This window comes from Maritimimonas sp. 2210JD6-3 (assembly GCF_056591795.1).
In genome coordinates this window covers 1-7,896 of sequence record NZ_JBWQOJ010000061.1, presented here as the reverse complement: position 1 = coordinate 7,896, position 7,896 = coordinate 1, and the positions used below count along the sequence as shown (strand labels likewise).

The 7,896-nt window shown below is 32.8% G+C and carries 5 protein-coding genes; 4 read left to right on the top strand and 1 reads right to left on the bottom strand.

Going from position 1 to position 7,896, the window contains the following annotated elements:
* Positions 1-2,126 (top strand): TonB-dependent receptor (locus AC1EUY_RS15695; protein WP_480196501.1); only part of this gene is annotated, 2,126 nt, incomplete at its 5' end.
* 72 nt (positions 2,127-2,198) lie between these two features.
* On the opposite strand, the gene AC1EUY_RS15690 is transcribed toward AC1EUY_RS15695, so the two are convergent.
* On the bottom strand, positions 2,199-3,035 hold the full coding sequence (locus tag AC1EUY_RS15690; RefSeq protein ID WP_480196500.1) for a universal stress protein: 837 nt from the start codon (positions 3,033-3,035) through the stop codon (positions 2,199-2,201).
* 152 nt (positions 3,036-3,187) lie between these two features.
* Here AC1EUY_RS15690 and rimP point away from each other — a divergent pair, with 152 nt between their 5' ends.
* The 3 genes from rimP to infB all read left to right on the top strand — a co-directional run bounded on the left by rimP (position 3,188) and on the right by infB (position 7,709).
* Complete coding sequence (rimP, locus tag AC1EUY_RS15685; protein ID WP_480196499.1) at positions 3,188-3,649, top strand: ribosome assembly cofactor RimP; 462 nt, start codon at positions 3,188-3,190, stop codon at positions 3,647-3,649.
* 12 nt (positions 3,650-3,661) lie between these two features.
* Entirely contained in the window at positions 3,662-4,909 is a 1,248-nt protein-coding gene (gene nusA, locus AC1EUY_RS15680; protein ID WP_480196498.1) for a transcription termination factor NusA, read from the top strand.
* 100 nt (positions 4,910-5,009) lie between these two features.
* Positions 5,010-7,709, top strand: coding sequence for a translation initiation factor IF-2 (gene infB, locus AC1EUY_RS15675; RefSeq protein WP_480196497.1), 2,700 nt, complete (start codon positions 5,010-5,012; stop codon positions 7,707-7,709).
* Positions 7,710-7,896: the final 187 nt, after the last annotated feature.

Below are 7,896 nucleotides of genomic sequence, written 5' to 3'. Positions count from 1 at the left end.
ACTACTCTAATCAAGGTTCTCAACTAGACTATCAACTTCCATTTAATCTAAACAGATTGAGTATTCATCCAAAATACAAATGGATAACCGCCCATATTGGAGATGTTTCTATGAATTTTTCACCATATACATTAGGAGGACATCAATTTACTGGAGCTGGCTTTGATGTATCGCCTGGTAGATCCCTAAAGGTTAGTTTTATGGGAGGTAGATTGCTAAAAGCTACCGAACAAGATGATAATGAATTGACAATTCCAGCATTTAAAAGAATGGGATACGGTGTAAAAGCATTATACGAAATAGATCGATTTGCATTTGGTGTTACTGGGTTTTATGCAAAAGATGATATTAATTCTATCGAGATTATTGCAGACGATAGAAACATTACACCAAAAGAAAACTTGGCAATTAGTGTCGAAGGAATGTTTAAGATTACATCGAATTTATCTTTAAGAGCCGAATATGCAAATTCTGTTATGACGAATGATCTTAGAGCTCAAGAAATCGCTACTAATTTTATTATAAACGAGCATACTTCTACGGAGAGGTTTTATGCATTGAAAAGTGAGATAAATTATCAAATAGAAAAAACTGCATTGGGTTTAGGATATGAAAGAATTTCACCTGGTTATCAAACATTAGGAGCTTACTATTTTAATAATGATATTGAAAACATTACGTTAAATGCTTCAAACCCTTTTTTTAATGATAAATTGAACTTAAGAATTAATGTAGGGTTTCAAAGAGACGATTTAGAAAATCAAAAATCAAATGCTACCAGTAGAATAGTGGGGGCTGTTAATGCGACTTTTAATGTTTCTGATAGATTAAATATTTCGGGCTCATATTCGAATTTTCAAACGTATACGAATATTAAATTAGATCAATTTGATCTTATCAATGATAATACCAATTTAGATAATGTAACAGATACCTTAGATTACAGGCAATTATCACAAGCAGCTAATCTAAATATTAATTATTTTCTTAAGAAAGCTAAAGAGAATACACAAAGTATAAATTTTAACTATTCTTTTAATGATGTTGCTAATGAGCAAGGAGGTATCGTACGAATCGGTAATGCTTCAACATTTCATAATATAAATAGCTCATATGCACTTGGTTTCCCTCAAAGGAAACTGAATATAAGAATAGGAGGTAACTTTACACTTAACACGATCGGAAGAGAAGATGCGGTGACATGGGGTCCGATGCTGGCTTTTACAAAGCGAATTTTAAATGATAAGTTAAATACAGGACTTAGGTTTTATTATAGTAACGCTAAAAACAGAGGAATAAGATCGAATATTATGAATATTCGAGGTAATTTGACTTATAGCTTATTACAGCGACATAATTTTTTATTAAGTGCTGTGTATCTTATTAAAAATAGTTTAAATACACCAAGTCTAAATGAACTAACAGTAACATTTGGATATAATTACAATTTTGGATTATTTGATCCAAAAAAGAAAAGAAAAATAAGGGAAGAGAAAAAAACTGATAATAATTCCTTAAAAATTAAGTATAGAGATTATAATTTTGAAGGGATTGAGAGTCAGCATGTTGAGGCTTTAAAAAAATTTAGCCGCGATTCTATTTTTATAAATATTCCCGAAAAGTTTAAAATCGATTTTAGAGAAATTTTTATTCAAAATAATGAGGATGAAACGGATTTAAAAACCTTCAAGAGGGATGTAGTTTTTTACCTAGATAAACTTTATAGTTATAAGGACATTGAAAATGATTTTAATAAAGATTTTAGACTAGCATTTTCGAAACTTTTAATTGACGCTCGAAAGCTGGATGAAAAAATTTATACCAAGTATATCGCAGTAAAAGAGCGCTTAAAAGAAGCTGAAATAGCTAATAATAAAAATGCTTATCAAGAAAATGAATTAAAAATTGAAGAATCTAGATTAAATTCACATAGAGAAATGATTAAGAGTTTAGAGTTAATAGATAAAATTGAGAGTAATAAGGAACTTAAAGAGAAGACAAAACATTTAATTAAACAATTATTACCTTCTTATTATGATTTAAAACTTAATAGTAAAAATGATGAGGATATTATTATTAATATCTTGCAAGTTAAGATTGCCGATTTTTATCATAAAAAAGATTAATACAACTTATGTACTCTTTAATGCTGAATAGACTTAAATAATTTTTATAATTAACTTCTAAATATTTACATTTTATTTTATCTTAAAAGTTAAAACGGGTCGTAAAGCGTGATTAGTCAAATCTTGACCAATATGACTACTAAAAAGTTGCATTAATCCACTACGATTATGTGTATTGATGGCGATAATATCGGCATCATTTTCTGCCGAAAAATTAAGAATACCTTCTTCTACAGTCTTATCACTATAAATGTTTACCGTATAGTTTTTATAATCATAACTATCAATAAATAATTGAATACGCTCTCTAATGGCTTTGGTAGATTTAAAATTAGAAACCGTATTTATAAAAAGTAAGTGAAGTTTAGCATCGAAAATCGTTGCATATTCAATCACATTCGGGAAGGTAGTTTTACTTTCATCACTAAAATCTGACGCAAAAACCATATCCACTACATTAAAATCATCATGAATATCTTGCTTTACAACTAAAACAGGAATTTGGGAATGCCTTACTACTTTTTCGGTATTAGACCCAACCAACATTTCTTCAAGCCCCGTTACGCCTTGCGATCCCATAACAATAAGATCTACGTTTTTGGCTTTGCTTTCTTCTATAACACCTTCGTATGCTTTATTAGATTTTACCGACTCATGTATTTTAATGCCATCAAAAAACGGAAATGCCATAAACTCTGCAAATTTATGACTTACACCTCGCATATATTCAATGGTTTTTGCACCACTAGACCCACCACCACCACTATATTGATCTACAGTACCTGCAGGTACATCAAACAAATGGAGTAATATAATTTCGCTATTCGTTTTTTTGGCAATACTGGCAGCTGCTTTACATGCATAAATTGATTCTTGAGAAAAATCAGTAGGCACCAAAATTTTATTCATAAGAAGATGATTTTAAGTTAGTTTTTATAAAGATACTAAAATATGTTAAATATTAAGACTTGTAAATTCTAAATAAGTTTGTATATTTGCAGCGAAATAGCAGGTTTTAAGAATTTGGAGGGGACTAAAAGTCCCCTCTTTTTATACCAAAAATGAACCAAGAAGTAGTACGAAAATTAGTCGATGAAGCTTTACAAGAAAACACTGCGTTATTCTTGATAGATTTTAGAATTTCTTCTGGAAATAAAATAACTATTACGGTCGATGGTGACAACGGAGTTCCATTAAGCGAGTGTATAAGAATAAGCCGACATGTAGAGCATAATTTAGATAGAGAGAACGAAGATTTTTCTTTAGAAGTAACCACGCCAGGAGCTGCATCGCCATTAGTTAATTACCGTCAATATAAAAAGAATATTGGCCGTACACTTAAGGTAAAAACGGATGAAGAAAAATTTGAAGGTGAATTGATCGAAGCCTCACAAGATGAGATAAAGCTCCAATGGAAAACCAGAGAGCCAAAACCTGTTGGTAAAGGTAAAGTAACAGTTGTAAAGAATGCTACAATTACTTACCAAGATATTAAAGAAGCAAAAGTGAAGATAATTTTTTAATTTAAGAGTGAAATGGAAAACATCGCGTTAATTGAATCTTTTTCAGAATTTAAAGAAGATAAAAGTATTGATAGGGTTACCCTAATGGCGATACTCGAAGACGTGTTTAGAGCTGCATTAAAAAGAAAGTATGGCTCTGATGAAAATTTCGATATTATTATAAACCCTGATAAAGGAGATTTAGAAATTTGGAGAAATAGAATTGTTGTAGAAGATGGCGAAATAGAAGATGAAAATGAAGAGATTTCTTTATCTGAGGCACGTAAAATCGAGCCTGATTTTGAAGTAGGTGAAGATGTTTCTGAAGAAGTAAAATTAATTGACTTAGGGAGAAGAGCAATCTTAGCCTTACGCCAGAATTTAATTTCTAAGATTCATGAACATGACAATACAAATATCTTTAAACAATTTAAAGATTTAGAAGGAGAGATTTACAGTGCTGAAGTACATCATATACGTCACAATGCGGTTATTTTGTTAGATGATGAAGGTAATGAGATTATCTTACCAAAAAGTGAGCAAATCAGATCAGATTATTTCCGTAAAGGAGAATCTGTACGTGGTATTATTAAATCGGTAGAATTACGAGGTAATAAGCCTGCAATTATCATGTCTAGAACATCACCAGATTTCTTAACAAAATTATTTGAGCAAGAGATACCTGAGGTGTTTGATGGATTAATCACAATAGAACGTGTTGCACGTATTCCGGGTGAGAAAGCTAAAGTAGCGGTTGATTCATATGATGATAGAATCGATCCAGTAGGAGCTTGTGTAGGTATGAAAGGATCTCGTATTCATGGTATCGTACGTGAATTAGGCAATGAAAATATCGATGTAATTAATTTTACCAAGAACGATAAGATTTTTATTGCACGTGCTTTAAGTCCTGCTAAAGTAGTTTCGATGGAAATTAAAGAAGCAGCTGAAGGTGAAAAACCTAGAGTTGATGTATATTTAAAGCCCGAAGAAGTATCAAAAGCTATTGGTAAAGGTGGTGTAAACATACGTTTAGCAAGTCAGCTAACGGGATATGAGTTAGATGTACAACGTGAAGGTATTGAAGATGAAGATGTAGAATTGACAGAATTTTCTGATGAAATAGAAGCTTGGGTTATTGAAGAGCTTAAAAAAATAGGCTTAGATACAGCTAAAAGTGTCTTAGATATTGAAGTAGAAGATTTGGTTAAAAGAACTGATCTTGAAGAAGAAACAATTATTGATGTTCAGCGTATTTTACGTGAAGAGTTTGAAGATTAATTTTTGAAAAATATAATATGTAGGTTTAAGAAAAAGCAGTAATCTTTTTCTGAATGCTTTCAAATTGAGAGAATTAAAAGAGTAAATACAAAATTTTTATATGGCTACATTAAGGCTAAATAAAGTACTAAGAGAATTAAATATTTCATTAGATCGAGCAATCGAACATTTATCTGATAAAGGATATGACGTTGAGGCACGCCCTACAACTAAGATTTCTGATGAAATATACAATGTGCTCTTAGATGAATTTCAAACTGATAAAAGTAAAAAAGTTGCTTCGCGTGAAGTAGGTGAAGAAAAGCGTAAGGAAAAAGAAGCACTTCGTATTGCTCAAGAAAAAGAATTAGAAAAGAAACGGTTAGCTGAAGAGGCTAAAAAAGAAATTTTTAAGCCTGAGTCAGAAAAATTATCGGGTTTAAAAACCGTTGGAAAAATAGATTTAGACGCTGGTAAAAAACCAGTAGCAAAAGCTGAAGAAAAAGTTGCTCCAAAAGAAGAAGTTAAAGAAGTAGAAAAGCCAGTTGCAGAAGATAAAACTCCTACAAAAGAAGAGAAAAAAGAGGAATCTAGATCAGTTGAGAACGGCGAACCAGAAAAAATTAAAACACAGTATAAAAAGCTTTCTGGACCAAAACAAGTAGGTGAGAAAATTGATTTAAAACAATTCGAAAAGCCGAAAAAGAAGAAAGAAGAAAAGAAGCCAGCTACTACCGATAAGGCTAATGATGATAATAAGAAAAAAAGACGTCGCATAAGTAAACCCACTAATTTTAATCAAGGTAATGGGCAACGCGGTGGAAGTAACCGAGGTGGTAACAACTACAGAGGTAATAATAACAATAGAGGAAATAATGCTGGAAGAGGTAGGCAAAATGTTGTAAAAGAAGAGCCTACAGAAGAAGAAATTCAAAAGCAAGTTCGCGAGACCTTAGAAAAACTGCAAGGAAAGTCTAAGAAAGGTAAAGGGGCGAAATATAGAAGAGAGAAAAGAGACGCGCATAGACAACAGTCTGAAGCAGAAATGCAACAGCAAGAAGCAGAAAGTAAAACACTTAAAGTTACAGAATTTGTTACAGTAAGTGAAGTAGCTACCATGATGGATGTTCCTGTTACCAATATTATTTCGGCGTGTATGTCCCTAGGAATGATGGTGACCATGAATCAGCGTTTAGATGCTGAGACATTAACAATTGTTGCTGAAGAGTTTGGTTACGAAGTTGAGTTTGTAAGTGCCGAGGTAGAAGAAGCTATTGAAGAGGTTGAAGACAGAGAAGAAGATTTAGTAGCAAGAGCGCCTATAGTTACCGTAATGGGTCACGTAGATCACGGTAAAACATCATTACTAGATTATATTCGTAATGCCAATGTTATTGGTGGTGAATCGGGAGGTATTACCCAGCACATCGGTGCTTATGCTGTAGAGCTTAAAGACGGTCAAAAAATAACATTTTTAGATACACCAGGTCACGAAGCCTTTACTGCGATGCGTGCACGTGGTGCCCAGGTTACCGATCTTGTAATTATTGTAATTGCTGCAGATGATTCAATCATGCCACAAACAAAAGAAGCGATTAGCCATGCGCAAGCGGCTGGCGTACCTATTGTTTTTGCGATAAACAAAGTTGATAAACCAGATGCCAATCCTGACAAAGTAAAAGAAGAATTGGCAGCGATGAATTTATTAGTAGAAGATTGGGGTGGTAAAGTACAATCACATGATGTTTCAGCTAAGACAGGACAAGGCGTTGATGAATTACTAGAGAAGGTATTGCTTGAAGCAGAATTATTAGAATTAAAAGCAAACCCTAACAAGAATGCCGTGGGTACTGTGGTAGAAGCTTTATTAGATAAAGGTAAAGGATATGTTACTACAATACTTGTTGAATCGGGTACACTAAAAATTGGTGATTACTTATTAGCAGGTAAAAATAGCGGTAAAGTAAAAGCCATGCATAATGAGCGTGGTAAGAATCTTGATGTGGCAGGACCTTCAACGCCAGTATCTATTTTAGGATTAGACGGTGCACCGCAAGCAGGTGATAAGTTCAATGTGATGGATGATGAGCGTGAAGCAAAACAAATAGCTGCCAAGAGAGACCAGTTGCAACGTGAGCAGTCTGTTAGAACACAACGTCATATTACACTTGATGAGATTGGAAGAAGAATCGCATTAGGTGATTTTAAAGAATTGAATATCATTCTTAAAGGTGATGTTGATGGTTCGGTTGAGGCTTTAACAGATTCTTTACAGAAATTATCTACAGAAGAAATTCAAGTAAATATCATTCATAAAGGTGTTGGTGCCATAACAGAATCTGATGTACTCTTAGCCTCTGCTTCTGATGCGATTATTATCGGATTCAATGTAAGACCTTCTTCGAATGCACGTTCGTTAGCAGATAAGGAAGAGATTGATATCAGAAATTACTCGATTATTTATAATGTAATTAATGATGTGAAAGATGCAATGGAAGGGATGCTCTCTCCAGAAATGAAAGAAGAGATTACGGGTAATGCTGAAATTAGAGAGACGTATAAAATTTCTAAGGTGGGTACCATTGCAGGTTGTATGGTTACCGATGGTAAGATTTTTAGAAATTCTAAGATTAGAATTATTCGCGAAGGTGTGGTAGTATTTGATGGTGAATTGGCTTCTTTAAAACGCTTTAAAGATGATGTGAAAGAAGTATCGAAAGGGTATGACTGTGGTATGCAAATTAAAAATTATAATGACATCAAAGAATTAGATGTAATTGAGGCATATCAAGAAGTAGCTGTTAAAAAGACGCTAAAGTAGTAAACACTATTTTTAAATAATTAAAACCTGAGTTTTGCTCAGGTTTTTTTATGTTGAAAAATGTATATTTTGCTTATCGTTGTTGATATGGTTTGTTACGTTTTTTAAACAACTAATTTAGGAAAAGGAAACTGAACCTTATAAAATCCGCAGGATTTTCCGACGTATTGGCAAGTTAATTAATTCT